Consider the following 25,428-nt stretch of genomic DNA (forward strand, 5'->3'; position numbering starts at 1 on the left):
CGACAGATTTCCCTTGTCAGTAAAGGGGAACTTCGTTAACATTCGCGCGCTATGCAAAAAATCCGTATTCCCGTAACAGTAGATCCAGTCAAAAGTGCCAATAAGAAAGTGGTATATGACGGGGTTGTGCCTGGAAAAACATTAACGAGACTTCAGGAGAGTTTGGTCGAACCATGCTCAGATCCCGAAGTTAGTGTTGAGTTTGGAATTGATGAGCAAGGCATTAGTTATTTTGCAGGGGAAGCAAAAGTTGCTGTAAAAGTACTTTGTGAACGCTGCAATACGCCTTTGGATGTTGATATTCTCGCGCAATTTGCGTATGCTCCTGTCACTAAGCGCCAGGTAGCAGATGACTTTCCTGACAGCTATGAAGCTGTTGAGGTAAACGATTTTGGAGAAGTTAACTTGCATGGGCTTGTTGAAGACGAATTAATTCTGGCTATGCCATTAGTTCCTAAGCATGATGCTAAGGCATGTCAGGTAGATCGTGATGCGATGACGTGGGGCGAAATAGATGAATCAGCTGCTGATGAGTCTGAGAACCCGTTTGCCGTATTACAAGAATTGAAGCGTAAATAATCAGGAGATAGCGTAAATGGCTGTTCAAAAGAGTAAGAAAAGTCGCTCAAGACGCGATATGCGTCGTTCACACGATGCGATAGATGGCCCTACACTGTCGGTTGACTCAACTACGGGTGAAACGCATCGTCGTCACCACGTAACAGCTGACGGTTATTACAAGGGTCGTAAGGTCGTTAACAAGTAAGACAGGCTATGCCTGAACTGAACATAGCGATTGATGCAATGGGGGGCGACAATGGCCCCTCTATTGTTATAGAAGCCCTGGAAAAAGCGGTTCATCGGTATCCCGATGTTAAATTTACCGTTGTCGGACACCAACAAGAACTTACCCCTTTACTCGAACAATATCATTTAAACGCACACCCGTCGGTGAAGCTCATTCATGCTGAACAAGTTATTGAAATGGATGACAAGCCAGGCCAGTCCTTACGTAGTAAACCTGAGTCCTCCATGCGCCTTGCTCTTAATACCTTAGCTGACGGCGACTGTCAGGCAATGGTGAGTGGTGGTAACACTGGCGCGTTAATGACTAACGCTTACTTTACTCTGAAAACCCTTCCTGGCGTATTGCGTCCCGCTTTAATGACCGCCTTGCCCAATCAAACCGGTGGTAAGTCTTATTTATTAGACCTTGGTGCTAATGCAAGCTGTGATTCTGAAACTTTATTTCAGTTTGGTGTCATGGGATCGGTAGCCGCGGAGTATTTGTCAGATGTGCCTGCGCCTAAGGTCAGTTTGTTGAATATGGGTGAAGAAGACATCAAAGGGAATGATGTTGTCCGTAATGCAGCAGCGCGACTCGCCCAGTGCGAACAAGTTAATTATATTGGCTTTATTGAAGGCAGCCATTTATTTAGTGGCCGTGCCGACGTTGTTGTATGCGACGGGTTTGTCGGGAATATAGCACTTAAAAGCTGCGAAGGTCTGGCAACATTCATTATTGACCAGATGCGCGAGACCTTAAATTCGCATTGGCTTTATCGATTTTTCTTTCGTTTTTTACAAAAACGAACGCATAAAGCATGGGATAGGCTGAAGCCCGACCACTACAATGGTGCTAGTCTGATAGGATTGCGGCATGTCGTGATAAAAAGTCACGGTAGCGCGAGCGCCGGAGCATTCTACAGTGCCATTCAGCAAGCCGTCGCAGAAGCGCATGAACAGCTTCCTGAACGAATTAAACATCGTGTTGAAGCAGTCTTATCAGAACAGCTGTAACCAGTTAAGTAGCGCTATGACTTATTCAAAAATTGTTGGGACCGGACATTATCTTCCTGAACAACGCCTGACAAACGAAGAACTTACCCAACGCGTTGATACATCCGATGAGTGGATAAAGGAACGAACCGGTATTACTGAACGCAGGATTGCCGGTCCAAATGAAACAGCAGCAACGCTGGGATACCAAGCTGCTAAAGAAGCACTCGCCGCCGCTGACCTAAACCCGTCGGACATCGACATGATTGTCGTGGCAACGACCTCGGCAGAACACGCGTTCCCTAGCGCTGCCTGCGAAATCCAACGAATGCTGGGTGTCACCTCAATTCCAGCGTTTGACGTCGGAGCGGCGTGCTCCGGATTTATTTACGCGTTATCAGTTGCCGATCAATTTATTAAAAGCGGACAACATCAACGAGTTTTGGTTATCGGTGCCGATGTATTAGCGCGTTTATGTGACCCTAACGATCGTAATACTTTAGTCCTGTTTGGCGATGGCGGAGGGGCCGTTGTGCTTGAACAAAGCGACTCACCGGGTATTTTATCAACCCACCTATATAGTGCTGGCGAGTACAGTCATTTATTGGGAGCGAAACAAGCGCCCAGAGGAGTTGACGGTAGCGCAGAAAGTGCCTGGATGTATATGAAAGGCAATGAAGTGTTTAAAGTGGCGGTGGCAAAGTTAAGCAGTTTAGTGACAGAAACTCTGGCAAAAAATCAATTAGAGGCGCAGGATTTAGATTGGTTGATTCCACATCAGGCGAATTTGCGGATTATTAAAGCCACAGCGAAAAAATTACAGATGCCGATGGAGCGAGTGGTTATTACTTTAGATAAGACGGGTAATACCTCAGCTGCATCAGTGCCCATTGCACTCGATTGGGCGGTTAAGGACGGACGTATTAAGCGCGGTCAAAAACTTTTATTAGAAGCCTTTGGTGGTGGTTTTGCCTGGGGCTCTGCGCTAGTTCAATATTAAGAGGGTAGTTATGACTAAAACAGCATTGTTATTTCCCGGACAAGGCTCGCAAAGCGTTGGAATGTTAGGGGAGTTATCGAACGACTTTGCACTTATCAAAGAAACCTTTTCGGAAGCCAGTAGCGTCCTGGGTTACGATCTTTGGCAATTGGCTCAGCAAGGGCCGGAACAACAGTTAAATGAAACACAACGGACTCAACCGGCCCTGCTAACAGCGAGTGTTGCTTTGTACCGGGTAGCAAAAGATAAAGGTCTCAACGATGCCACGGTCATGGCCGGGCACAGTCTGGGTGAATATTCAGCGCTCGTATGTGCCGGTGCACTTGAATTCGCTGATGCAGTCAAGCTGGTTGCCTTACGTGGAGAGTTCATGCAACAGGCCGTTGCAGAGGGCGAAGGCGCCATGGCAGCTGTTATTGGTTTAGACGACGCTGAAATTGAAAAGATTTGCTTAGAACAGGCGGGTGACCAAGTAGTGACGCCTGTTAACTATAACTCTCCGGGGCAGGTTGTTATTGCCGGGCATGTTGAAGCAGTTGCCCGAGCAGCTGAGGCCTTAAAAGAAGCGGGAGCTAAGCGTGTACTGCCTCTTCCTGTTAGTGTTCCGTCGCATTGCGCCCTAATGCAGCCAGCAGCCAGCCAATTGGCTGCAGCGCTTAAATCAGTGAAACTGAAACCGGCTCATACACCCGTTATAAATAACGTAGACGTTGCGGTAGCTGACAGTGAGGATGCCATTAAAGATGCGCTGGTGCGTCAACTTTATCGCCCCGTTCGCTGGACTGAAACAGTGGAAAAAATAGCGACAATGGGTATCGAAACGGCTTACGAAGTAGGACCGGGGAAAGTACTCACTGGCTTAAATAAGCGCATTACAAAGTCGTTTGGCTGTACTGCACTGAATACGCTAGACTCTTTGAACTCACTTTAATTAAAAGGTTGTGGACGTGCAAAACTTTGAAAATAAAGTCGCATTAGTTACCGGTGCAAGCCGGGGAATTGGAAAAGCCATCGCTGAGCTTCTGGCCAGTCAGGGCGCCAAAGTCGTCGGAACGGCTACCTCAGATAAGGGAGCCAACGCGATTTCTGAATACCTTGGCTCAAAAGGCAAAGGCTTAGCTTTAGATGTTACCGACTCTGACAGTCTTCAGAAGGTTATTAAAGAAATTGAAACGGAATATGGCTCAATTGATATTCTGGTTAACAATGCGGGTATCACCCGGGATAATTTGATGATGCGAATGAAGGATGACGAGTGGGATGCTGTATTAAACACGAACTTGTCGTCGGTATTTAAGGTCTGTAAAGCGGTTGTGCGTGGTATGATGAAACGCCGCAACGGACGTATTATTAATATCAGCTCAGTAGTCGGTACCACTGGGAATCCCGGGCAGGTTAACTATTGTGCTGCCAAAGCAGGCCTGGTTGGTTTTAGTAAAGCCATGGCGAAAGAAGTCGCTGCTCGAGGTATTACGGTAAACTGTGTTGCGCCAGGCTTCATTGATACTGATATGACTAAGTCGTTGAACGACGAACAGAAACAGGCTATTTTTGGAAATATTCCGGCTGCGCGTTTAGGCGAGCCAGCGGAAATTGCTGCTGCGGTAGCTTTTTTAGCATCAGAAGGTGCAGCTTATATCACTGGTGAGACCATTCACGTTAATGGTGGTATGGCGATGGTTTAAGGGGTAAGCGGTATGACCTCTTAACTTTATGCTATTTTTTACTTTATTAATGGGGCTGGTTTCACTACACTACAGCCAATTTTCACTCTCGCGATGACTATTGAGGGATTTTATAATCATGAGTACTATTGAAGAACGCGTTAAAAAAATCATTGTTGAACAGTTAGGTGTTAAAGAAGAAGAAGTTAAGCCTGAAGCGTCATTTGAAAATGACCTGGGTGCTGACTCTTTGGATACCGTTGAACTGGTAATGGCTTTGGAAGAAGAATTTGAAACTGAAATTCCTGATGAAGAAGCTGAAAAAATCAAAACTGTTCAATCAGCTATTGATTACGTAAACAATCATTCTAACGACTAATTTGTCTTAGAACATGATATAAAAGGCGGAACCATTGGTTCCGCCTTTTTTGTTATGACGATACGAAAAATACTACTTAATAATCAACCCTTTCATTCTTCTGAAATTGACAGAGGACTGCAATTCGGTGATGGCCACTTTACGACAATTAGAGTCGTTAACGGTGAGCCTCAACTTTTAGATAGGCACCTGCAACGGTTAGCTTATGCGAATCAGCGCTTGTTTATAAATCATCCAAATTTTTCCTCTTTGCATGAGCGTATTAAAGCAATTTGTTGCGAAGTGAAAGAGGGCGTCTGCAAAACTATTATCACCCGAGGCTATGGTGGTCGTGGTTATAGCTTTTCAGACGATGCGCTGGCTAATGAATATCTGCAGATAAGCGATTTACCGGCTCCGATCCACTCTGTTGAGCTAGGGACTGCGGAGTTGCGGTTGGCAAAACAGCCGACATTGTCGGGGTTAAAGACATTAAACCGACTGGAACAGGTACTCTTAACTCGGGAGTGTCGTGCTTCAGTTTTTGATGACTTGTTAGTCTGTGATACTGACGGTTTCGTTGTTGAAGCCATACAGGGTAACCTTTTTTGGTACCAAAAAGGCCAGTGGCATACTCCAGATTTGAGTTTCTCTGGAGTCAATGGTGTTATGCGTCAATGGATTATTGAAGAAGGGCTGCTCAGTCCTTTGCGAATTGCACAATATACTTTAGCAGATCTCGCCGGGATTGAGTGTATGATCATCACTAACAGCGTTAGAGGTGCTGTTACGGTCAGTCAGTTTAATGGTAAAGTATTGGGTAATTGCGAATTACCAGTGGTGTTAGAACAGTTTACATTATGAAAATACGCCTCCCTTTATTACTGCTTGTTGCAGCGCTTTTGCTTACAGTTGTTGTCGCTGTTTTATCAGGTCGCTGGTATTTGTCACAACCGATTAAAAATGAAGCTACAACGCCTCTATTACTGGATTTTCGCAAAGGAGCCACTGCACGCAGTGTCACTCAGCGGATTACTGAGTACTTTGGAACAGGCCACCAGGCACTGATTTATCGCCTGAGCCAAGTGTTCTCAGAAATAGACCATTTACAGGCTGGGCTCTATGAAATAGAAGGGCAAAAGAATTGGTTTGACGTTTGGAATGCGTTAAGTCGGGGAGATGAAAAGACGTTTTCTGTCACCTTGGTTGAAGGGCTCACTTATCAACAATGGTTAGCTCAGCTAAAACAGCAACCATACTTAGTTGTTAAAGCCGATGAGATGAGTGAAACGAGCCTTATGAAAACGCTAGGAGTAGAAGCGCCTTCGTTAGAAGGGGTCTTGTTGCCAGAAACCTACAGTTACAGGGCGCATACCACCGACTTGGAGATACTTCAGCAGGCCCATATATCAATGATGGAAGTGTTAGAGCAAACATGGGAAGAGCGCTCCAGTCGTTGTCCTGTTAATTCTCCTTATGAATTACTGATACTGGCTTCTATCATAGAAAAAGAAACCGGAATTGCCGGGGAGCGAGCCTTAGTTGCGAGTGTTTTTGCAAACCGCTTATCCGTTGGAATGCGTCTACAGTCAGACCCAACCACAATATATGGAATTGATAACTTTGATGGCAATTTGACGCGGACGCATTTGCGTGAAAAAACCGCTTATAATACCTATCGAATAGATGGTTTGCCTCCGACGCCTATTGCTATGCCGGGAAAAGCCGCTATAGAAGCTGCAGCCAACCCTGCACGCTCACCGTACTATTATTTTGTTGCTGATAAATCGGGTGGGCATGTGTTTTCTAAAACACTTGAAGAACATCAACAGGCAGTGCGCCGATATCAACTGAATCAAGAGTAATTATGTCAGGAAAATTTATCGTTATTGAAGGACTGGAAGGCGCTGGTAAGAGTTCCGCTATCGCAAGTGTTGTAACCCACTTGCAGGCAAAAGGAATTATGGCCGAAACGGTTCGTGAGCCGGGTGGCACTCCGCTGGCAGAGTCTCTTCGTAACTTAGTTAAAAAGAAATGGGAAGAAAAAGTCAACTCGACGACTGAGCTCCTGTTGATGTACGCGAGCCGAATTCAATTGGTCGATAATATTATCAAACCGGCTTTGGCAAAGAATCGCTGGGTTATTGGTGACCGCCACGACTTGTCTTCAAGAGCGTATCAGGGAGGAGGTCGGCAGCTCGGTGATGAGCTTCTGCAAAAAATACGCGCAATTACACTTGGAGACTTTGAGCCAGATTTAACGATATTGCTTGATGTCGATGAGAAAAAAGGCCTTGAACGTGCGCGCGAACGAGGCGAACTAGACCGCATTGAAGAAGAAGACTTGGCGTTTTTTCAACGAACACGGCAAGCCTATTTAAATATTGCGGCTAAAGATCCCAGTATTATTGTTGTTGATGCAAATCAGTCAATGCTAGATGTGCATCAAGCGATATTACGTGCAATTGAGGAGTATCTGTTTTAATGGCATTTCCGTGGTTGCGTGAACCTTGGTTGCAATTAGTCGCGAGTGCTAAAGCTAAACGGCTGGCTCACGCATACTATCTGCAACATAACGTCGAAGCGGGTTCGACCGAATTTATTCAGCGCTTGAATCAATTTCTGTTATGTAAGCAACCGGGTAAGAGTGCCTGTGGAAAATGTAAATCCTGTTTATTGTATCAATCAGGTAACCACCCGGATACCTGGACAATTGATGGTGGTGACGTCAATCGCATTGGGGTTGATAGTGTGCGCGAATTACAAAGAAGTGTCATGCAAACAGCGAACCAGAACGGGTTAAAAGTTGCAGTTATATTACAAGCTGAAAAAATGACAGAACAGGCCGGTAACGCATTATTAAAAGTGTTGGAAGAGCCCCCTTCAGATACCCATTGGCTGGTCTCTACAGCCGATGCGGAGCGTTTACTGCCAACACTCAGAAGTCGCATGCAATGGGTGAGTGTTTCTTATCCACCCAGTATACAAAACGAACAACAGACAACCTCAGCAAAAGAACTGCTGGAGAGTTTGCGGGGCTTGCGAGAACTTCCAGTTTTAAAGGACAAAGAATCGGCTTTGAGCTGGTTAAATGTTTCGGAAAATCTGCTGCTGGACTGGTTGTTAGTTAACCAGCGTGTCGCTGCTAAGCGGTTGCGCTACCAGTCTCTCTATGATGATTTACAACAGATCGGTCATTTTGACTGGGTTAATGTCTCCCAGTTGAGTGAATGGGTATCCGAATGCCGACAGCTGCGTCAGAGATTTCAGGGCTCTACCGGGATTAATTTACCGTTATTATTGAGCTTTTCATGGAGTCGCTGGTCGGAGACACTTTCCGGTTAGAGGCTCCTTTAAAAGGAGCTGACTTTGCCGACTTTAACCTTTAACCCTAAATCTGTTGTTGAGCTTGCAGTACATGTTGTTCCGGAATTTTATCCTGTGACTTTACTCATACGCAGTGATTTAGACTGCCAGAACGAACTCGCCATTAACAGCTCGGTTATAGTAAACGTTAACTGGCCCGACGCTGAAGGCAAGACTGAAACGTTGGAAGCAACTATTGTTTTTCGTTTTGAAGGCAGCGAGTTAAAAGAATGGGTCGCCGTCACTATCCCTGCAGAAAATCAGGCCTTAATTCACCGTGTCCGCTACCTTTGCCGTCACCATACGAATGAATATGGTAAACTCTTCGGCCAACTCGTTAACGACGTTTATTATTCACATTAATGTTAAGTGGGGCTTTCTATGTTTGTCGACTCGCACTGTCATCTGGATAAAATTAATCCTGAAAAAGCGGGCGCTGATTTAAAGACGATTATTGAAACAGCACGTGCTAATAAAGTTGAGCATATGCTTTGTGTTTGCGTGACACTTGAAGACTTTCCGGCAATGCAGTCCGCTGTTGCTGAGTTTAATGATGTTTCAATCTCTTGTGGGGTACACCCGTTATACGTTAAAGATAGCCAAACGCCAATAGCTGAACTTGCTGCTGAGTTACGCAAACTGGTCTCGATGGAAAGAGTAGTGGCGGTAGGGGAGACCGGTCTGGATTACTTTTATGATCCCGATTCGAAGACTCTACAACGTGAAAACTTTGAACAGCATATTGAAATAGCCAATGACGTAAATAAGCCGTTGATTATCCATACAAGAGACGCTCAGGATGACACCTTATCCTTACTCAGAAATGGGCATGCGGAACAGCCGGGTGGTGTTTTGCACTGTTTTACTGAGTCGCTTGAAATGGCAAAAAAGGCAATTGATGATCTTGATTTTTATATTTCAATTTCAGGTATCGCATCTTTTCGGAATGCGCAGGAATTGCGTGACACGATCAAAGCGTTGCCGCTGGATAAACTTCTCATTGAAACCGATAGTCCCTGGCTTGCGCCTGTTCCTCACAGAGGTAAAGAAAACCAGCCGGCCTACGTCGTCGACGTGGCGAAATGCGTAGCTGACGTGAAAGGGATAACCCTTGAAGAGGTAGCTAAGACGACAACTGCGAACTATTACAAGCTGTTCAGTAACTGTTAATTGGCTGTGAATAACGTGTGGGCTTTTCACTGAAAGCTAATGAAAACAGCAAGATAAAAATTTGCATAAAAATATTAGACATCCCTTTAATATTGTCTACACTGAAAAATACGAACAAATTTCGAGCGGATTTTTTTGAATGTAATTATTACGAGTTAGCGCACGGCTCAACCCTTGAGCCATTCCCCTAGACCCGGAACAATCTGGATTGGTTCCGGGTTTTTTTTATCCTTTTCACTGGCCAGAGTGAAAACTTTAGCGATCAAAAATATTATTTTCTTGGTATAAATTAGTACGGTACTAATGAATCTGAGTATTAATTCTAATAAAGGAGTCAGCGATGAGTGCAACGGTTGAAACTAATGAACGTCCAGATTATGACGAAGTCATTCAGACTATCGCAGACTATGTGTTGGATTATGAAATAGACAGCGATGAAGCCTGGGATACAGCCCGCAACTGCCTGATGGATACGTTGGGTTGCGGTTTACTTGCGTTACGCTTTCCAGAGTGCAGCAAACATTTAGGCCCTTTAGCGGAAGGCACTGTCGTTCCAAATGGCGCCAGGGTTCCGGGAACCCAGTTTCGTATGGATCCAGTCAAAGCTGCCTGGGATATTGGGTGTATTATCCGCTGGCTGGACTTTAATGATACTTGGTTAGCAGCTGAATGGGGGCACCCATCGGATAACTTAGGTGGGATTCTGGCGACCGCTGACTTTATTTCACAAAACCGACTGTCGAGAGGCGAGAAGCCATTAACGATGAAAACGGTTTTAGAAGCGATGATAAAGGCCCACGAAATTCAGGGTAATTTAGCGATAGAAAACAGTTTTAACCGAGTCGGTCTGGATCATGTCGTCTTAGTTAAAGTAGCTTCCACTGCGGTGGTAACTTGGTTAATGGGTGGCTCGCGCGAACAACTCATGGCAGCTATTTCACAAGCCTGGGTGGACGGCCAGTCACTGCGAACGTATCGCCATGCTCCAAATGCAGGGTCTCGTAAATCCTGGGCCGCAGGTGATGCTACATCACGAGCGGTGCGCTTAGCCGATATAACAATGCGTGGCGAAATGGGGATTCCCGGTGCACTGACAGCACCTCAGTGGGGATTTTATGATGTCTCATTTAATAAAACGAATAAAGATCAGCAGCTAAAACCTGAGTCCGACTGGGAGTTTAAATTTCAACGCGACTATGGCAGCTACGTGATGGAAAATATTCTATTTAAACTGTCGTTTCCAGCGGAATTCCACTCACAGACTGCGTGTGAAGCTGCGGTCACATTGCATCCGGAAGTTAAAGACAGAATTGACGAGATAGAGAAAGTTGAGATTACAACCCATGAATCAGCGATTCGCATCATTTCAAAGCAAGGCAAGCTTGCAAATCCGGCAGATAGGGACCACTGCTTGCAATATATGACGGCGGTCCCCCTCATCTTTGGTGAGTTAAATGCCGATCACTATGAAAATAGCTTTCATGAGAATCACCCGGTTATAGATACCATCCGTAATAAAATCGAAGTCGTTGAGGACAAGCAGTACAGTAAGGACTATCACGATCCGAACAAGCGCTCTATCGCGAATGCACTGCAAGTATTCTTTAAAGACGGTACCTGTACAGAAAAAGTAGCAGTGGAATATCCGATAGGGCACAGAAGGCGCAGAGAGGAAGGGATACCGGTGCTTGAAAGTAAGTTTAAAGCAAATTTGGCAACCCGTTTTCCTGAACAACGTGTTAATTCAATTTTTAACCTTTGCAGTCAACAGAAGTCTTTTGAAGATATACCCGTTAATGAGTTCATGGAAAAGTTGGTTATTTAGTCGTTGCGAAATGAATAACGAAAGAGAAAAGTAAAAGCCCTTCAGGTTGTGAAGGGCTTTTTTAATTTTAGCCACGCCAGATGACTAATAAAATTAAGACAGGGCAAATAAATTTAACGTACCAGGGCCATATCTTCCAAAAGAGACTTTTATCAATATCAGGTGACCCCTGTTGTAGAGCTTTTAATAAGTGGTTTTGGCGGAGAACCCAAGTGAGCATAATACCAAAGACAAGAGCCATTATCGGTTGCATATAAACGGTACTGAACGTTATAACAGCGCCAAATAAAACCTCAAAATTATAAATTATAACGGTTGATATGACGCTTACGATAAGAGCAATTACCCATACACCTTGGTTACGTTCGCAGTTTACTTCTTCACGCAGAGCATTAACTGGGGCTTCCAGCATCGAAATTGACGAGGTAATAGCGGCAATAACCATCAGCAGGAAAAAGCCAAAGGATACAAACAAACCCGCATAGCCAAGTGCATCAAACATGGCAGGCAATACAACGAAAACTAAAGTATCTGCAGACAAAAGAGAACCGTCATCCGCGTAGATAGTAACCCCGTTAGACTGAGCCACGAACATTGCGGGTAAGATAAGCAGCCCGGCTAAAAAGGCTACACTGGTATCGATACCGGCAACCCAGGCGGCTGTTTTCGGAATGTTTTCTGAGTTGGACAGGTAAGCACCGTAAGTCATCATCACACAAACACCCAGCGACAATGAAAAGAAAGCCTGTCCCATAGCCCGAATAATTAAGTTCGGATCCGTTATTGTCGAGAAGTCCGGTACCAGGTACATTTTAAGGCCTTCAATGGCACCGTCCTGAGTCAGAATGTATGCGGACATACCGATGAGTAATATAAACAATAATGGCATGAGCCGACGGGACCAGCGCTCTATACCGTTGTTTACACCAGAGCGCACCACATAAACAGTCAACAACATAAAAAATATCATGGTGACCATATTTCTGGTAACAGAAAACTCAGTAAACCAGGCGGCGGTTTCAGGCTGGCCAAGCAGAACCAGCAGTGGCGCAAGCATATAAGATAAAAGCCAGCCGGACACGATGGCATAGAAGCTTAGTATCAAGCTTAATACGATAAGCCCTATAACGCCGGTGACGGCACCCGAGCCTCTAAAAAATGGTCTATCGGATAAATTGCGCAGCGCTTCTATAGGGTTTTGGCGGCGTATCCGGCCTATCGTTATTTCCGCTACCAGCATAGGGTAAGCCAGTAACACAACCATAATTAAGTAAACCAGCAGGAATGCGCCCCCACCATTACTGGCAGCTTGTGTCGGAAATCCCCAAATGTTACCAACGCCAACGGCGGAACCGGCTGCAGCTAGTATGAAGCCCATACGGCTTGCGAAAGCAGGTGATGAATTTTTCATATTTTTCTTATTATTATTTGATTAGTATCAAATTATGGCGGAGTTAACTCGCCGCGTAAATTCTTCTGTAATAACTTTTGCATTTTGCTCTGACTCAAATTTTGAGACAGTAGATAATGCAGTTTGGTTAGAGCCGCTTCAATTGTCATATCGGAGCCTGACACAATACCTAACTCAGCCAGCGCATTACCGGTTGCGTAGCCGTCCATATTGACCCGTCCCCGGAAGCACTGAGTACAATTCAGAATGGTTATTCCTTGCTCTATGCCTTTCTCCAAACTAGCCAGCAGCGCGTCATCCTGAGGTGCATTACCAACCCCGTAACTTTGTAAAATCATTGCTCTGACCGGTTGTTTTAGCTGGTTTTGGATGATTTCTGAAGAAATGCCGGGGTATAACATAACGACACCGATTGGTTGTGGTGTCATTTCAATAACGGTTAATGAATGAGAAGAAGGTTCCGAAATTTCCCCTGCGTTCAATTTTATTTGTATTCCGGCTTCGAGCAGAGAAGGATAGTTTGGCGATGCAAACGCATTAAACCCGTTTGCATCGGCTTTGGTTGAACGGTTTCCGCGGTACAGCGTGTTGTTAAAAAACAAACCGACTTCAGGTATTGGATAGTTCGCCGCGACATACAGAGAGTTGAGTAAGTTAGTCTGGCCGTCTGAGCGAAGGGCAGATAAAGGAATTTGGGAGCCTGTAACGATAACCGGCTTACTCAAGTTTTGTAGCATGAACGACAGCGCTGAAGCGGTATAAGCCATAGTGTCCGTTCCATGCAGAATAACAAACCCGTCGTAGTCGTCGTAATTTTTTGAGATGTCACAAGCAATACTAACCCAGTCAGAGGGGGTCATATTAGATGAGTCCATTAATGGAGAGTACTCATTAATGGTAAACTCAGGCATTTCCTCGCGGAAGAACTCGGGCATGCTTTCTACGCACTGGCTCAGGTGTCCCGATACCGGGACATAACCCTGAGCCGACTTCTTCATGCCTATGGTGCCACCTGTATAAGCAACATAAATTTTTTTACGAGGCAAAATATACTCCTGTACGCTGCGAAATAACCGCGATAATTCTATCGCGGCTGAGGGCAGAGTGCACAATAAGAGTAAACATTTTTAGGGTCATCAAAGTTTTGCAAAACGGCTGTCTCTGCTTTTACTTTGTTTATTGTACCCATTAACCAATGTTGAGCATCGACAGACGGTGTCGGTAAATATTCAGATGAACTATTAAATAAGTTGGCAATAAACTTTTCTTTAGATGACAGCTCTTGCTGAATAATTTTAACGTCGTATTTTTCAAGAACAGCCAGTTCTGCCGCTACTTTAATCGACTCGTCAAAATCACCCATTTGGTCGACCAAGCCACGTTTCATTGCCTGTTTACCGGTCCAAATCCTTCCCTGTGCAACCTCATGAACGTCTTCGCGGGTCATGTTACGAGCGTTGCTCACAATGTTGAGGAACTTATCATAGGTCGACTCAACGGAGTTCTGTATTAAGGTTTTTTGATAATCTGTCATTTCTTCCAGAGGATTTAAACCTGATATCTCCGTTGTGCTAACAGTATCGCTATGAATGCCAATTGCGGCAAAGCTATCCTGAAGTGTCATCAGAAGACCAAAAACACCGATAGAACCTGTAATAGTGGTTGGTGCAGCCACAATCTTATCGGCATCAGCGGCTATCCAGTACCCCCCGGATGCTGCAACTGTACTCATTGAAGCGACAACCGGAATGCCAGCTTCTTTGGCCTGGAGGATTTCCTGGCGGATAATTTCTGAAGCAAAAGCACTACCGCCCGGGCTATCAATACGCAAAACTATCGCTTTAGTTTTATCATCGGTTCTTGCTTCACGAATGAGCTTAGCTGTGCTGTCGCCACCAATCATTCCCGGTTTTTGTGTGCCGTTAACAATTTGTCCTTTGGCAACCACCACTGCGATTTGGTCGTTTTTACTTGGCGCTATGCTACCAGGTGCCGGCGCGTCAGAAGCTAAATAGTTTTCAAAGGTAACGTGCCGGAAAGTATCGTCCTCTTTATCGTGTCCCGCTAGATTGATGAGCTCATTACGCACTTCTGTACGAGTTTTCAAGGCATCCACTAAATTGGTTTCTAATGCCATCTGAGCCATGTCGCCATTCGCTTTGTTAAACGCGGACATGTAATCATCTATCTTACCGCTGGTGACTAATGGATCGATATCACGGGCAGTGGTTACATCCCGGTGGAAGTTTTCCCATAAGGCTGAGTAAAGGAACTTATTGGCTTCACGTGCTTCCTGCGACATGCTATTTCGAATGAAGGGTTCTACTGCAGCTTTAAATTTACCCACTTTAAACACATGAGGCTGAACCTTCAGTTTGTCCAATAGTTCTTTAAAGTATACCTGGGTGTAGTCAAGCCCTTCAAAAGCCACGGATCCCATTGGGTTTAAGTAAAGCTGATCGGCATGTGCAGCCAAATAATACTGGTGCTGTAAGTAGTAGTCTGCACTGCTGATGATAGGCTTGCCGGACGTGCGGAAATCATTCAAGGCTTCAGCAACGGCTTGAAGTTTATTCAGTCCGCTTGGGTAAAGGCTCTCGAGATCAAGAAGAAGTGCACCGATGCGTTCGTCTGTTTTTGCCTTTTCTATTGCATCAATAACGTCGGATAACAGCACTTCCGGAATTTCATCTTCGCTTCCGAGTGCTTCATTAAAAAATTTGTTAAATGGATCAACCCACGTTTTTTCTTCAACCAACATGCCATTTAGGTTCAGAACCAGAATACCGTTGTCGGGGACTTCAATAGGGTCTTCTCCCTGGAACATACTTGCAACGATGAAAGCAAGTATAATAAAGAACACAAGGTTTAAAACGAACTTGCGTGTACCGTTGATTATTTGCCACAAATATCTGAAGATTGATCCGACTGATCGCATAGTAAAATTCTCATAGCTTTTCTAAATGGCCTTTAGCATATCGGATGTCGAAGCCACAGACCAGTCAGAGAATGTAACTAAGCGTTACACATTGATAGAAGGTTGCTGTATGAATGCCGAAGAACTTTTAACCACACGCTCATCGATGCCTCGTTTAAATGAGCCGGGTCCCACATTGGAACAACTTAGTTTAATTCAGGCGGCTGCAGTGAGAGCTCCTGATCATATGGGGCTGGCCCCTTACCAGTTTATTCAATTTCAGGGAAAAGAGAGGCAAGCTTTAGCTGACATTTATCAGCAAGCGGCCAGGCTCAACGATTTTTCTGAACCTGTAATAGAGCAGGCGGGGCAATTGCCGTTTCGCGCTCCTTTAGTGATAATTTCATGCTTACGTTTTCAAGAACATCCAAAAGTCCCCAGAGAAGAGCAACTCTGCACGGTTGCTTGTGCAACTCACGGGATGCAGCAAGCGGCGTTTGCGCAAGGAATAGGGGCTATTTGGCGCACGGGTTGGATGGCCGAAGATGACTTCATTAAGGAGCAGTTAGGATTGTCTGTAGACGATGCGATTGTTGGCTTCTTATACGTAGGGACTCCTGCTGTCCCTACGCCGATAAAACCAAAAAAAGATCCCTCTCCGTTTTTTATGAACGGTAATGATCTGGTGCTGGATTAAAATTCAGCACTTTTCGGTGCTCGTGGAAACGGAATAACATCTCGAATATTCTGTACACCGGTCACATAAGCGACCAAGCGCTCAAAACCTAAACCAAAACCTGCGTGAGGAACGGTACCGTAGCGACGTAAGTCACGGTAGAAGCCATACTCTTCTTTTGGCAGGTTCATTTCTTCAATGCGTTGGTCAAGTACATCAAGGCGTTCCTCTCGTGCCGAACCACCAATAATTTCGCCAATGCCCGGAGCCAGAACGTCCATAGCCGCAACGGTTTTACCGTCTTCGTTCTGACGCATATAAAAAGCTTTTATATCGCGCGGGTAGTTTTTCAAAATAATCGGCGCGCCGACATGCTCTTCGGCTAAATAACGTTCGTGTTCTGATTGTAAATCCACACCCCATTCAACCGGGTATTCAAATTTCTTATCGCAGCTTTTCAGAATTTCGATAGCATCGGTATAATCCATGTGCACGAAATCATTGTTTACAATCGCTTCTAGTCGAGTAATTGCTTCTGAGTTAATGCGCTGCTCAAAGAAAGCCATGTCGTCAGGTCGTTCTTCAAGTATCGCTTTAAAGACGTATTTCAGCATTGCTTCGGCTAAGCCGGCAATATCATCCAGGCTTGCAAAAGCCAGCTCTGGTTCAACCATCCAGAACTCTGACAGATGGCGGCTAGTGTTAGAATTTTCCGCACGGAACGTCGGGCCAAAGGTGTAGACCTTGGATAGTGAACAGGCATAGGATTCCACATTCAATTGACCGGAAACCGTTAGAAAAGCTTCTTTACCAAAAAAGTCTTCAGAATAATCAACGTCACCTTTATCGGTTTTTGGAATGTTCAGCATATCCAGCGTGGATACGCGGAACATCTCACCTGCACCTTCGCAATCTGAGGTGGTAATGATAGGTGTGCTGACCCAGAGGTAACCCTGTTCGTGGAAAAAGCGATGGACAGCCTGAGATAAGGCATTACGAACACGCATGACGGCGCCGGTAATGTTGGTTCTCGGACGCAGATGAGCGTACTCGCGCAAATACTCCATACTGTGTCGCTTAGGCGACATTGGGTAAGTGTCAGGGTCTTCAACCCAACCGTAAACATGAACTTTGGTTGCCTGCAGTTCAAATGACTGGCCTTTACCCTGAGAAGGTACAACGACCCCGGTAATCGCAACAGAACATCCTGTCGTCAGCTTCTGAACTTCATTACTGTAATTGGGAAGTTCAGCCGGAACAACAGCCTGAATAGCATCAAAGCATGAGCCATCGTGCAGGTTAATAAAGGAAATACCGGCTTTTGAGTCACGGCGAGTGCGCACCCAGCCCCGGACTGTGACCGTTTCATCGACAGCGACTTTTCCTGCCAGAACATCCACTACAGAAGCATACGACATGAGTTGGTTTTCTCCGAAATTTACACTATTTTAATATAGAAAGGTTGCTATGTTACCTCGGTTTGGCGCAGACTCAAGTATAACCCCGATAACAGAGAGAAAAATTATATGAAGAGGGGATCGCTGGCAGAGTTAAAAAGAGTTCCTTTTTGGTCTCGTGTTCTTGGGTGGCTATCTATTTTTGGTTGGTTGGTCTTTATTATTGCGGCTGCGGTGTTTAATTACGCAAAACCGGAAAGAAACACCATTTTAACTGAGATTTTTGGCATTTCAGTCCGAAATTACTGGCATATCACGCTCGGTGACTTATTTGTTATCTTACTCGTTGTCGGCCTATTGATAAGCCTGTGCAGTTTCATGCTTAACTTTATTTTGTTTCGCCAACACAAACAGCATCTATGGATTAACATCATGGTATTGATTATGAGCTGTTTAGGTGGTCTGTCGCTTTATTTCTTCGGTTATTAGTCGTTATTTCTTTTTTAATTCTCCGCATAGTCTTTCATTGCATAAGTGAGTTGGCGCAGCTCTTCTGCGGTAATGACGTAAGGCGGCATAATATAGAGTAAACGTCCGAAAGGGCGGATCCAGACTCCTAGTTCAATAAATCGCTTCTGTGCCTCGGCCACTTTAATGGGCTCATGCATTTCCAGCACGCCAATAGCACCAAAAACACGCGCCTCTTTCACTGACTCGTATTGGGCTAAAGGCAGCAGCTCTTTCCTTAACTGTTTTTCTATATTGTGTACCTGTTGCTGCCAATGACCTTCAGCAATAATGGCCAGCGACTCCGCCGCCACAGCGCAAGCCAGAGGGTTGCCCATAAACGTCGGGCCATGCATCAATGCGCCACCACCCGGTCCCTGGCCAATAGTTTCCGCAACGTTTTTAGTGGTTAGTGTGGCAGCTAAAGTCATGTAGCCACCAGTAAGTGCTTTTCCCACACAAAGGATATCTGGAGTAATGTCGGCGTGTTCACAAGCGAATAGCTTGCCGGTGCGGCCAAAGCCTGTGGCGATTTCATCTGCGATAAGTAACACGTCGTAGTCATTACAGAGGTTACGTATTAGCTTCAGATACGCCGGATGATAAAACCGCATTCCTCCGGCTCCCTGAACTATAGGCTCAAGGATGACAGCAGCAAGTTCACTGTGAAACTGTTCAAACCAACGTTTGAGCTGATCTCCAGCGTCCTCTGTCCATTCGTCATCAGGCGTTAATGTTGGCGCATCAGCGAAAAGTTGCGAATTAATTGCCTTACTAAATAAATGGTGCATGCCATTAACCGGATCGCAAACCGACATCGCTTTAAAGGTGTCACCGTGGTATCCGCCTTTTATTGTTAGCAAGCGGTGCTTTTCAGTACGCTCCTGAGCAAGCCAGAACTGTAATGCCATTTTGATGGCCACTTCAACGCTGACGGAGCCTGAATCTGCAATAAACACGCGTTCTAGTGCAGCGGGAGTCAAATCAATAAGGCGTTTAGCGAGATCAATGGCGGGTTGGTGCGTGATCCCTCCAAACATGACATGACTCATTTTATCAATTTGATTGTGCGCTACTGCATCTAGACGGGGGTTACGGTAGCCGTGAATGACGGCCCACCAGGAAGACATGCCATCGACGAGCTGAGAGCCGCCTTCAAGATTTAACGTGCAATCTTTTGCAGACTCCACTTTATAAGCGGGTAAAGGAGTCAGCATAGACGTATAAGGGTGCCAAATATGCTGGCGATCAAATTCAATATCGCTTGTGGTCATAAAGTAATCTATTGTAAAGTATAGAATGCAAAGTATATTGACAGTGTATCGAGCTGAATTATTCTAGTCGACCATAATTTGCCAAACCGATGAGATTTACCATGTCACAAGTTCGCAATGACTGGACCATAGAAGAGGTTCAGGATCTGTTACAGAAGCCATTGAATGATTTAGTTTTTCAAGCGCAAACGGTTCATCGCCAGCACTTTAATCCCAATGAAGTCCAGGTCAGTACGTTGCTTTCGATAAAGACAGGGGCCTGTCCAGAAGACTGTAAATACTGCCCGCAAAGTGCGCATTACCATACCGGATTGGATCGCGAGCGATTAATGGCGGTAGAAAGTGTACTGGCAGAAGCTCAGGCAGCAAAAGAAAAAGGGGCTAGTCGTTTTTGCATGGGCGCTGCATGGCGTAATCCAAAAGATCGCGATATGCCTTACGTTATTGAAATGATTAAAGGTGTGAAAGCCTTAGGTTTAGAAAGCTGTATGACACTTGGCATGCTAAGTAATGAACAGGCCAAAATGCTGCAACAGGCCGGGCTTGATTATTACAACCATAACCTCGACACTTCTCCGGAATTCTACGGTGACATTATTACCACCCGAACTTATCAGGACCGTCTAAATACATTGAGTAATGTGCGTGACGCCGGAATGAAAGTCTGCGCGGGCGGTATTGTTGGCATGGGTGAAAGTGTGACTGATCGTGCCTCTTTGTTAGTGCAATTAGCTAACCTGCCGAAGCACCCGGAAAGTGTGCCGATCAATATGCTGGTAAAAGTGGAAGGTACGCCTTTTGCTAAGTTAGAAGATTTAGACAATTTTGAGTTTGTACGGACGGTAGCGGTAGCCCGTATTCTTATGCCTGCTTCACATGTGCGCTTGTCTGCGGGCCGTGAAGATATGAATGATGAGATGCAGGCGCTATGCTTTTTAGCCGGAGCAAATTCAATTTTCTATGGCGAGAAATTACTGACTACAGCAAATCCTGAAGCCGATGCTGATTTACGACTGTTTGAACGGCTTGGCATCACACCGGAACAGCGTGACGGCTATGATGACGAAGTACACTCTGCAGTGATAGAGGACGCCATTAAGGAACAACAGAATCCTGTACGATATTACGACGCTTCGTAGTGGAAAAGATGGTGTCGGGGTCTGAACGTCGACTGAAAGAGCGTAGAAGCTCTTCGCTTTTTCGCACGCGAAAAGTACGTTGGTCAGATAGTCAATGGCAGCTCAATTTTAGCACCAACGATTATCTTGGCTTAAGTCAGCATCGAAGTGTAAGCCAGGCATTTAAACAGGCTATAGATAGCTGGGGGGTTGGTAGCACTGGCTCTCCGTTGTTAAGTGGCTACAGCGCCCTTCATCAGGAGCTGGAAGAATTACTGGCAAGCTGGTTAGGCAAACCTCGTGCTTTGCTTTTTAACTCAGGATTTGCTGCAAACCACGGTGTGTTAACTACCTTAATCGATGAAGAACAGAAGCTCTTTGCAGATAAGTTAGTTCATGCCTCGATTATTGATGGCATGCAGCATGGCAAAGGGCGGTTTAAGCGCTATCCGCACAATCAACCTTTACCAATTGTGAGTAATGCTGAAGCCGGCGACTGGCTGGTAACCGAGGGTGTTTTTAGTATGGACGGTGACGCCTCTGACTTAAAGCAACTGGCTTCTTTAAAGCAGCAGCATGGTATCAATATTATGCTAGATGATGCGCACGGCTTGGGTGCGTACGGCTCTGAAGGAAGGGGGTCGTTAACGGATGACGCAGAGGTTGCTGACGTTATTACCGGAACCTTTGGTAAAGCTTTAGGTGTCGGTGGCGCGTTTGTCTGCGCCGACAATGACGAGATAGAAAGCTTGATACAATTTTGTCGCGACTATATTTATTCAACCTCGATGCCACCCGCTCAGGCTGCGGCGATAAAAGCGTCAATAGAAATTGTACGAGGCGCGGAGGGCGATGAGCGTCGGGATAGGCTTCACGGCGTTATTCAGTATTTCCGTGACCAGATGAAGAGACGTCGTTTAAAAACGATAGAGTCCAATACTGCAATACAAACTTGGTTATTTGATTCTGATGACAAAGCACTGAATATGTCAAAGGAATTGCGGGATAATGGTTATTTGTGCAGTGTTATCCGTCCCCCAACGGTACCTTTAGGAAGCTCCCGTATTCGCTTTAGTTTGACTTCAGAAATGTCGTTGGGAGCGCTTGAAACGTTTTGGCAAGTTGTAGACAGGGTGCGCGAAAACGTATGAAACCAATGAATTTTAAGCAAGCCGTCGCGCGTCAATTTAATAAGGCCGCAAAGAACTACCATCAGCACGCTGACATTCAGCGTGTTACTGCGAACACGCTGTTGGATCTGGGGCCGGGCAAAGCAGCTCATGTACTCGACGTTGGCTGTGGTCCAGCATCGACGACGACCCGTTTGTTACCCCGGTCACAACGCTATATTGGAGTTGATATTGCCCCGGCGATGCTATCGACAGCCGCAGCCGATTTCCCAAAGTTAACGTGGCTTAACGCCGAGTGGGAAGCTCTTCCCATTGCCGAAAACTCGATTGACTGGCTTTTTGCAAATTTGTCTATGCAATGGGTAGATGATTTAAAACGCGCAGTGGCCGAAGCATATCGCGTTGTAAGGCCAGGAGGTGTCGTTACTGTTAATACGGTTGTTGAAGGCACCTTCAGCTCGTTTATTAAAAGCTGGAATGCGCTAGACAGTTTGCAACACACACAGGCCTTCCATACGGCTGCAAGCGCCCAACATGAAGTGGGCTTGCTTAACTGGCATTCCACCGATTTCATACTGGAAAACCACACTCAGTATTTTGCCAATGTTTTTGACCTTATGGGTAGCATTAAAGGGGTTGGGGCGAACTACGTGAGGCGACCTGATAATGCCGGCTTGATGACCCGAAGTCGCTTTCAACAGCTAGAAAACGCATTTGAAAACTACCGAACAATACAGGGACTGCCACTTGAGTGGTCCGTTCTTAATATTAAATTAGTTAAGTAAGATTGAGTTTAAGTTTATATGGATACTTATTTTATTACCGGAACAGATACGGATGCAGGAAAAACGGTTGCCGCCTGTGCTTTTGTTCAGCACTTGGTTAAGTCTCCGCAAAATGTCGCCGTTATGAAGCCGGTTGCCTCTGGCTGCTACTGGCTGAAAGAACAACTCGTGAACGATGATGCATTGAATTTAATGCGCTGTAGCAATATGAATTTAGATTACGACAGGGTTAACCCCTATACGTTTGAAGCCGCTATCGCACCACATATAGCCGCTGCAGATAACGCCGTTGTAATTGAACAAGAAAAATTAGTGGCTGCCGTTGAGTGGTTTAATACTCAACAGACAGACAGTCTGATTATTGAAGGTGCGGGGGGCTGGCAATTACCGCTGGCGCCGGGTCTGCGTATGCCGCGGGTTGTAAAAGCTATCGACGCAAAGGTGATCCTAGTGGTCGGCTTAAAGCTGGGCTGTCTCAATCATGCCTTGCTGAGTCTCCAGTCAATACAGCAGGAAGGCTGTGAGATGGTAGGCTGGATAGCCATTCAAACCGAATTAGAACCGATGCCACGACAAGAAGAGAATCTAGCTTCGTTAAGGGAACTGCTCGGCACTCAGGAACTTGCTAACATACCGTATGTACCAGAGTGGTCAGAAAAAGATATGAGCCTTTATTTCCAGTAACGAGATTGAAATTACAGTAAGTAACCCCACATAAGTTATCAGATAAACGTCCTCTGGAGCACGAGCAATGAAGCGTATTTTACTGTTTTTAGCGACTAACCTGGCTATTTTACTGGTTGTCAGTGTCGTTTTTAATATTGTTGTTGCAGTCACGGGTATTGATGCTCAAGGATCTATTGGGCTGTTGGTTTTTTGTGCTTTGTTTGGTTTTGGCGGTGCTTTTGTCTCTCTTTGGATATCCCGCTGGATGGCGTTACGTTCAACTGGTGCCCGGATTATAGAAAAGCCGCAGAATCAATCGGAAGAATGGTTACTTAGAACGGTTCAGCAACAGGCGCAAAAAGCTGGGTTGCCTATGCCTCAGGTTTCGGTATATCAATCGCCGGAACCGAACGCTTTTGCAACCGGTCGCAGTAAAAATGCCTCCTTAGTGGCAGTCAGTACTGGATTATTGCAAAACATGGATGCAGACGAAGTTGAAGCAGTCCTGGCACACGAAGTGAGTCATATTGCCAACGGCGATATGGTCACGCTGACATTAATTCAGGGGGTAATAAACACGTTCGTGATGTTTTTCGCACGGATTATTGCCAGCGCATTAATGCGAGGCGGTGATAACCAGAGAGGCGGTGGTTTTGCCTATTATGGTGTTGTGATGCTGCTTGAGGTTGTTTTTGGTGTTCTAGCCAGCACCATCGTTATGTGGTTCTCTCGTCAGCGCGAATTTAGAGCTGATGCAGGTTCGGCTGATTTAGTCGGTAAGCAAAAAATGATTGCTGCCTTGCGCCGCCTGCAACAGGGGAAAGAGTCGCAACTCGACGGAACGATGTTGGCGTTTGGTATTAACGGCAAACGCTCAACAATATCCAAATTGTTTATGAGTCATCCACCTTTAGATGAGCGTATCCATGCCCTTGAGCAACGGCGTTAGTCGTTGCTTTTCAAGGGATACAGCGGTACATTCTTAACTCTTACTCACCCATAAAACGGATAAATTTTTGTTATGGCCCAATGGAGTGCGCGCAGTTGGCGCGATAAGCCAATTGAACAACAACCGAAGTATTCCGATCCGTCTCAGTTGCAGGCTGTGGAGCAACAGTTAAGTCAGTTTCCACCATTAGTGTTTGCTGAGGAAATACGAGCGCTGCGAAACCAGTTAAAGAACGTGTGTGAAGGTGAAGGCTTTTTGCTACAAGGTGGCGATTGCGCTGAATCGTTTAATGATTTTAATGCGCCCAAAATACGTGACACCTTTAAAGTCATTCTGCAGATGGCCATCGTGATGACCTTTGCCGGTTCCTGTCCGGTGACGAAAGTAGCGCGTATGGCAGGGCAATATGCTAAGCCGCGTTCAAGTGACTTTGAAACCATTGGTGACCAAAGTTTTCCTAGCTATCGCGGTGACATTATTAATGGTTCGGACTTTTCCGAAGCAGCGCGCGAACCAAACCCGGAGCGGATGATTAAAGCCTATCATCACTCTGCTGCAACCTTGAATCTACTTAGAGCCTTTGCCCAGGGCGGACTAGCGAACTTACACAAAGTACACAAGTGGAACCTGAGTTTTCTCGCATCGAATCCGTTAAAAGAGCGCTACCAGCAAATTGCAGAAGAAATACAATCGGCACTGCGTTTTATGGAAGTCTTGGGAATTAACGCAGAAAACAATGCCACGATTCATGAAACGTCTTTATTTACGTCGCATGAAGCATTGTTGCTGCCTTACGAACAGGCTCTGACACGCACTGATACATTGACAGGCCTCCCGTACGATTGCTCTGCGCACATGGTTTGGATTGGGGAGAGAACTCGTCAGTTAGACCACGCTCATGTTGAGTTTATGCGTGGCATTCACAATCCTATCGGGGTGAAAGTTGGTCCTACTATGCCTGGGGATGAGCTAATTCAGTTACTCGATACACTGAACCCTGAGAACGAGCCGGGTCGTTTAACTCTTATTACTCGCATGGGGGCTGATAATTTAGCAAATAAACTGCCGGAACTTGTGCGTCGAGTTAAACAGGAGGGTCGTAATGTCGTCTGGTCAAGTGACCCCATGCATGGCAATACCATTAAAGCGGACAACGGCCTAAAAACTCGCAACTTTGATGCGATACATCAGGAACTAAGACATTTCTTTGCGATACATCAAGCAGAGGGCACTTATCCGGGCGGTATCCATTTAGAAATGACCGGCGAAGATGTTACCGAATGTACTGGCGGGGCTTATCGTATTAGTGAAGCGGATTTGTCCAGCCGTTACCGAACACAGTGTGATCCGAGACTGAACGCTGATCAAGTGTTAGAATTGGCGTTTTTAGTCGCCGAGTCATTGAAGGCAGCCCGAAATGGCGAAGGCTGATAATC

The 25,428-nt window shown here is 45.6% G+C and carries 27 protein-coding genes; 22 read left to right on the top strand and 5 right to left on the bottom strand.

Going from position 1 to position 25,428, the window contains the following annotated elements:
• The first annotated feature begins 51 nt into the window (after positions 1-51).
• The 14 genes from yceD (at position 52) to RBK99_RS01580 (ending at position 11,162) form a co-directional block, all read left to right on the top strand.
• The gene (gene yceD / locus RBK99_RS01515; protein ID WP_317502882.1) at positions 52-579 is read left to right on the top strand and encodes a 23S rRNA accumulation protein YceD; all 528 of its coding nucleotides are present in this window, start codon (positions 52-54) and stop codon (positions 577-579) included.
• A 16-nt stretch (positions 580-595) separates the two neighbouring features.
• Positions 596-766, top strand: a complete 171-nt coding sequence (gene rpmF, locus RBK99_RS01520; RefSeq protein ID WP_011234590.1) for a 50S ribosomal protein L32 — start codon at positions 596-598, stop codon at positions 764-766.
• A gap of 8 nt (positions 767-774) precedes the next feature.
• Positions 775-1,800 carry a phosphate acyltransferase PlsX gene (gene plsX, locus RBK99_RS01525; protein ID WP_317502883.1) on the top strand — a complete coding sequence of 342 codons (1,026 nt, stop codon included), beginning with the start codon at positions 775-777 and terminating at the stop codon, positions 1,798-1,800.
• 16 nt (positions 1,801-1,816) lie between these two features.
• Positions 1,817-2,779 (top strand): beta-ketoacyl-ACP synthase III, encoded by a 963-nt coding sequence (locus RBK99_RS01530; RefSeq protein WP_317502884.1) that lies wholly within the window; start codon positions 1,817-1,819, stop codon positions 2,777-2,779.
• A gap of 10 nt (positions 2,780-2,789) precedes the next feature.
• Positions 2,790-3,710, top strand: coding sequence for an ACP S-malonyltransferase (fabD, locus tag RBK99_RS01535; protein ID WP_317502885.1), 921 nt, complete (start codon positions 2,790-2,792; stop codon positions 3,708-3,710).
• A gap of 16 nt (positions 3,711-3,726) precedes the next feature.
• Positions 3,727-4,464, top strand: a complete 738-nt coding sequence (gene fabG, locus RBK99_RS01540; RefSeq protein WP_317502886.1) for a 3-oxoacyl-ACP reductase FabG — start codon at positions 3,727-3,729, stop codon at positions 4,462-4,464.
• A 118-nt stretch (positions 4,465-4,582) separates the two neighbouring features.
• Entirely contained in the window at positions 4,583-4,822 is a 240-nt protein-coding gene (acpP, locus tag RBK99_RS01545) for an acyl carrier protein (RefSeq protein ID WP_011234585.1), read from the top strand.
• Positions 4,823-4,876: 54 nt separating this feature from the next.
• A complete protein-coding gene (gene pabC / locus RBK99_RS01550) occupies positions 4,877-5,665 on the top strand; it encodes an aminodeoxychorismate lyase (RefSeq protein ID WP_317502887.1) in 789 nt (262 codons plus the stop codon).
• Entirely contained in the window at positions 5,662-6,666 is a 1,005-nt protein-coding gene (gene mltG, locus RBK99_RS01555) for an endolytic transglycosylase MltG (protein WP_317502888.1), read from the top strand. Before pabC ends, mltG begins: the two co-directional genes overlap by 4 nt.
• Positions 6,667-6,668: 2 nt before the next feature.
• Entirely contained in the window at positions 6,669-7,286 is a 618-nt protein-coding gene (gene tmk / locus RBK99_RS01560) for a dTMP kinase (RefSeq protein ID WP_317502889.1), read from the top strand.
• Positions 7,286-8,146 carry a DNA polymerase III delta subunit-related protein gene (locus RBK99_RS01565; RefSeq protein ID WP_317502890.1) on the top strand — a complete coding sequence of 287 codons (861 nt, stop codon included), beginning with the start codon at positions 7,286-7,288 and terminating at the stop codon, positions 8,144-8,146. Before tmk ends, RBK99_RS01565 begins: the two co-directional genes overlap by 1 nt.
• A gap of 24 nt (positions 8,147-8,170) precedes the next feature.
• Positions 8,171-8,530 carry a hypothetical protein gene (locus tag RBK99_RS01570; RefSeq protein WP_317502891.1) on the top strand — a complete coding sequence of 120 codons (360 nt, stop codon included), beginning with the start codon at positions 8,171-8,173 and terminating at the stop codon, positions 8,528-8,530.
• Between the two features lie 18 nt (positions 8,531-8,548).
• Positions 8,549-9,337 (top strand): TatD family hydrolase, encoded by a 789-nt coding sequence (locus RBK99_RS01575; RefSeq protein WP_317502892.1) that lies wholly within the window; start codon positions 8,549-8,551, stop codon positions 9,335-9,337.
• 340 nt (positions 9,338-9,677) lie between these two features.
• Positions 9,678-11,162 carry a bifunctional 2-methylcitrate dehydratase/aconitate hydratase gene (locus RBK99_RS01580; protein ID WP_317502893.1) on the top strand — a complete coding sequence of 495 codons (1,485 nt, stop codon included), beginning with the start codon at positions 9,678-9,680 and terminating at the stop codon, positions 11,160-11,162.
• Positions 11,163-11,229: 67 nt separating this feature from the next.
• Here RBK99_RS01580 and RBK99_RS01585 read toward each other — a convergent pair whose 3' ends face one another.
• Genes RBK99_RS01585 through sppA form a run of 3 tightly spaced genes read right to left on the bottom strand, consistent with a single transcriptional unit; the run spans position 11,230 to position 15,511 of the window.
• Complete coding sequence (locus RBK99_RS01585) at positions 11,230-12,573, bottom strand: sodium-dependent transporter (protein ID WP_317502894.1); 1,344 nt, start codon at positions 12,571-12,573, stop codon at positions 11,230-11,232.
• 32 nt (positions 12,574-12,605) lie between these two features.
• Positions 12,606-13,619 (bottom strand): asparaginase, encoded by a 1,014-nt coding sequence (ansA, locus tag RBK99_RS01590; protein ID WP_317502895.1) that lies wholly within the window; start codon positions 13,617-13,619, stop codon positions 12,606-12,608.
• Between the two features lie 38 nt (positions 13,620-13,657).
• Positions 13,658-15,511, bottom strand: a complete 1,854-nt coding sequence (gene sppA, locus RBK99_RS01595; RefSeq protein ID WP_317502896.1) for a signal peptide peptidase SppA — start codon at positions 15,509-15,511, stop codon at positions 13,658-13,660.
• A 109-nt stretch (positions 15,512-15,620) separates the two neighbouring features.
• On the opposite strand from sppA, the gene RBK99_RS01600 reads away from it, so the two are divergent.
• Positions 15,621-16,187: a nitroreductase family protein gene (locus RBK99_RS01600; protein WP_317503350.1), complete on the top strand. Its 567-nt coding sequence runs from the start codon at positions 15,621-15,623 to the stop codon at positions 16,185-16,187.
• Here the strand turns inward: RBK99_RS01600 and asnS are convergent.
• Positions 16,184-17,584: an asparagine--tRNA ligase gene (asnS, locus tag RBK99_RS01605; protein ID WP_317502897.1), complete on the bottom strand. Its 1,401-nt coding sequence runs from the start codon at positions 17,582-17,584 to the stop codon at positions 16,184-16,186. The genes RBK99_RS01600 and asnS overlap by 4 nt on opposite strands.
• Positions 17,585-17,692: 108 nt before the next feature.
• On the opposite strand from asnS, the gene RBK99_RS01610 reads away from it, so the two are divergent.
• Positions 17,693-18,052 (top strand): hypothetical protein, encoded by a 360-nt coding sequence (locus RBK99_RS01610; RefSeq protein WP_317502898.1) that lies wholly within the window; start codon positions 17,693-17,695, stop codon positions 18,050-18,052.
• A 14-nt stretch (positions 18,053-18,066) separates the two neighbouring features.
• On the opposite strand, the gene bioA is transcribed toward RBK99_RS01610, so the two are convergent.
• Positions 18,067-19,344: an adenosylmethionine--8-amino-7-oxononanoate transaminase gene (bioA, locus tag RBK99_RS01615; protein ID WP_317502899.1), complete on the bottom strand. Its 1,278-nt coding sequence runs from the start codon at positions 19,342-19,344 to the stop codon at positions 18,067-18,069.
• A 101-nt stretch (positions 19,345-19,445) separates the two neighbouring features.
• Here bioA and bioB point away from each other — a divergent pair, with 101 nt between their 5' ends.
• From bioB to RBK99_RS01645, 6 genes are all read left to right on the top strand, one after another.
• Positions 19,446-20,483, top strand: a complete 1,038-nt coding sequence (gene bioB, locus RBK99_RS01620; protein ID WP_317502900.1) for a biotin synthase BioB — start codon at positions 19,446-19,448, stop codon at positions 20,481-20,483.
• An 8-nt stretch (positions 20,484-20,491) separates the two neighbouring features.
• Complete coding sequence (locus RBK99_RS01625) at positions 20,492-21,613, top strand: aminotransferase class I/II-fold pyridoxal phosphate-dependent enzyme (protein ID WP_317503351.1); 1,122 nt, start codon at positions 20,492-20,494, stop codon at positions 21,611-21,613.
• Positions 21,610-22,377 (top strand): methyltransferase domain-containing protein, encoded by a 768-nt coding sequence (locus tag RBK99_RS01630; protein ID WP_317502901.1) that lies wholly within the window; start codon positions 21,610-21,612, stop codon positions 22,375-22,377. Before RBK99_RS01625 ends, RBK99_RS01630 begins: the two co-directional genes overlap by 4 nt.
• Positions 22,378-22,395: 18 nt before the next feature.
• Positions 22,396-23,061: a dethiobiotin synthase gene (bioD, locus tag RBK99_RS01635; protein ID WP_317502902.1), complete on the top strand. Its 666-nt coding sequence runs from the start codon at positions 22,396-22,398 to the stop codon at positions 23,059-23,061.
• 67 nt (positions 23,062-23,128) lie between these two features.
• Positions 23,129-23,992 (top strand): protease HtpX, encoded by an 864-nt coding sequence (gene htpX / locus RBK99_RS01640; protein ID WP_317502903.1) that lies wholly within the window; start codon positions 23,129-23,131, stop codon positions 23,990-23,992.
• Positions 23,993-24,064: 72 nt separating this feature from the next.
• The gene (locus RBK99_RS01645) at positions 24,065-25,423 is read left to right on the top strand and encodes a class II 3-deoxy-7-phosphoheptulonate synthase (RefSeq protein ID WP_317502904.1); all 1,359 of its coding nucleotides are present in this window, start codon (positions 24,065-24,067) and stop codon (positions 25,421-25,423) included.
• Positions 25,424-25,428: the final 5 nt, after the last annotated feature.

Origin of the sequence: Idiomarina solivarensis (assembly GCF_033052755.1) — a bacterium.
Classification (GTDB): Bacteria; Pseudomonadota; Gammaproteobacteria; order Enterobacterales; family Alteromonadaceae; genus Idiomarina.

Excerpts from the sequence above, each read along its gene's own strand:
- acpP (WP_011234585.1), top strand. The coding sequence starts at position 4,583 with ATGAGTACTATTGAAGAACGCGTTAAAAAAATCATTGTTGAACAGTTA.
- sppA (WP_317502896.1), bottom strand. The coding sequence starts at position 15,511 with ATGCGATCAGTCGGATCAATCTTCAGATATTTGTGGCAAATAATCAAC.
- RBK99_RS01630 (WP_317502901.1), top strand. The coding sequence starts at position 21,610 with ATGAAACCAATGAATTTTAAGCAAGCCGTCGCGCGTCAATTTAATAAG.
- htpX (WP_317502903.1), top strand. The coding sequence starts at position 23,129 with ATGAAGCGTATTTTACTGTTTTTAGCGACTAACCTGGCTATTTTACTG.
- mltG (WP_317502888.1), top strand. The coding sequence starts at position 5,662 with ATGAAAATACGCCTCCCTTTATTACTGCTTGTTGCAGCGCTTTTGCTT.
- RBK99_RS01530 (WP_317502884.1), top strand. The coding sequence starts at position 1,817 with ATGACTTATTCAAAAATTGTTGGGACCGGACATTATCTTCCTGAACAA.
- RBK99_RS01565 (WP_317502890.1), top strand. The coding sequence starts at position 7,286 with ATGGCATTTCCGTGGTTGCGTGAACCTTGGTTGCAATTAGTCGCGAGT.
- bioB (WP_317502900.1), top strand. The coding sequence starts at position 19,446 with ATGTCACAAGTTCGCAATGACTGGACCATAGAAGAGGTTCAGGATCTG.
- plsX (WP_317502883.1), top strand. The coding sequence starts at position 775 with ATGCCTGAACTGAACATAGCGATTGATGCAATGGGGGGCGACAATGGC.
- RBK99_RS01645 (WP_317502904.1), top strand. The coding sequence starts at position 24,065 with ATGGCCCAATGGAGTGCGCGCAGTTGGCGCGATAAGCCAATTGAACAA.
- yceD (WP_317502882.1), top strand. The coding sequence starts at position 52 with ATGCAAAAAATCCGTATTCCCGTAACAGTAGATCCAGTCAAAAGTGCC.
- bioD (WP_317502902.1), top strand. The coding sequence starts at position 22,396 with ATGGATACTTATTTTATTACCGGAACAGATACGGATGCAGGAAAAACG.
- RBK99_RS01585 (WP_317502894.1), bottom strand. The coding sequence starts at position 12,573 with ATGAAAAATTCATCACCTGCTTTCGCAAGCCGTATGGGCTTCATACTA.
- RBK99_RS01580 (WP_317502893.1), top strand. The coding sequence starts at position 9,678 with ATGAGTGCAACGGTTGAAACTAATGAACGTCCAGATTATGACGAAGTC.
- RBK99_RS01610 (WP_317502898.1), top strand. The coding sequence starts at position 17,693 with ATGAAGAGGGGATCGCTGGCAGAGTTAAAAAGAGTTCCTTTTTGGTCT.
- asnS (WP_317502897.1), bottom strand. The coding sequence starts at position 17,584 with ATGTCGTATGCTTCTGTAGTGGATGTTCTGGCAGGAAAAGTCGCTGTC.
- RBK99_RS01625 (WP_317503351.1), top strand. The coding sequence starts at position 20,492 with ATGGTGTCGGGGTCTGAACGTCGACTGAAAGAGCGTAGAAGCTCTTCG.
- pabC (WP_317502887.1), top strand. The coding sequence starts at position 4,877 with ATGACGATACGAAAAATACTACTTAATAATCAACCCTTTCATTCTTCT.
- tmk (WP_317502889.1), top strand. The coding sequence starts at position 6,669 with ATGTCAGGAAAATTTATCGTTATTGAAGGACTGGAAGGCGCTGGTAAG.
- bioA (WP_317502899.1), bottom strand. The coding sequence starts at position 19,344 with ATGACCACAAGCGATATTGAATTTGATCGCCAGCATATTTGGCACCCT.
- fabD (WP_317502885.1), top strand. The coding sequence starts at position 2,790 with ATGACTAAAACAGCATTGTTATTTCCCGGACAAGGCTCGCAAAGCGTT.
- RBK99_RS01575 (WP_317502892.1), top strand. The coding sequence starts at position 8,549 with ATGTTTGTCGACTCGCACTGTCATCTGGATAAAATTAATCCTGAAAAA.
- rpmF (WP_011234590.1), top strand. The coding sequence starts at position 596 with ATGGCTGTTCAAAAGAGTAAGAAAAGTCGCTCAAGACGCGATATGCGT.
- RBK99_RS01600 (WP_317503350.1), top strand. The coding sequence starts at position 15,621 with ATGAATGCCGAAGAACTTTTAACCACACGCTCATCGATGCCTCGTTTA.